We start from the raw sequence: 540 nt of genomic DNA on the forward strand, positions 1-540 counted from the left end.
GTTCAGCCGACTTGGTATCAGGCGCCGGTATGGCCCGTTGAGCCGTCGATTCCGGAAATCATCGCCGCGCCTTTGCTTAGCGGCCCCGACGCAGCCTGAACCTCATCGAACACCGAAACCCGCCATCGAGCGGGATTTTTTTGCCTGGAGAAAAGTGATGCCAGTAACCGAGAAAGACCGCGACATCCTCGCCCGCACAATCTGGGGCGAAGCTCGCGGCGAAGGAACGGCGGGGCAGATCGCCGTGGCTTGGACGATCCGCAACCGCGTGTTCGATGGAAAGGAAAAGTCGTGGTGGGGTGAAGGTTACGCGGGCGTGTGCCAAAAGCCGTGGCAGTTCAGCTGCTGGAATAAGACCGACCCGAACTACCAGTTCCTGATCGGCGTGAAGGAGATCCCTTTCCGCGAGCTGGCGCAGTGCCGGGTAGCGGCTGACCAAGTGATCGACGGCAAGGTGCCGGATCCCACCGGCGGCGCCACCCACTACTACGCTACCAGCATCAAGGCGCCGGCATGGGCGGCAAAGGCCAAGCAGACACT

Annotated in this window: 1 protein-coding gene; it reads left to right on the plus strand. The window is 61.9% G+C overall.

Annotated features, from left to right (window positions below; all coding sequences use genetic code 11):
* Nucleotides 1-157: 157 nt before the first annotated feature.
* A partial coding sequence (locus tag ACP7D9_RS29480) for a cell wall hydrolase (protein WP_426160422.1) occupies nucleotides 158-540 on the plus strand: 383 nt, incomplete at its 3' end.

The sequence above is a fragment of the Pseudomonas sp. TSRC2-2 genome, assembly GCF_049897785.1.
Taxonomy (GTDB): Bacteria; Pseudomonadota; Gammaproteobacteria; order Pseudomonadales; family Pseudomonadaceae; genus Aquipseudomonas.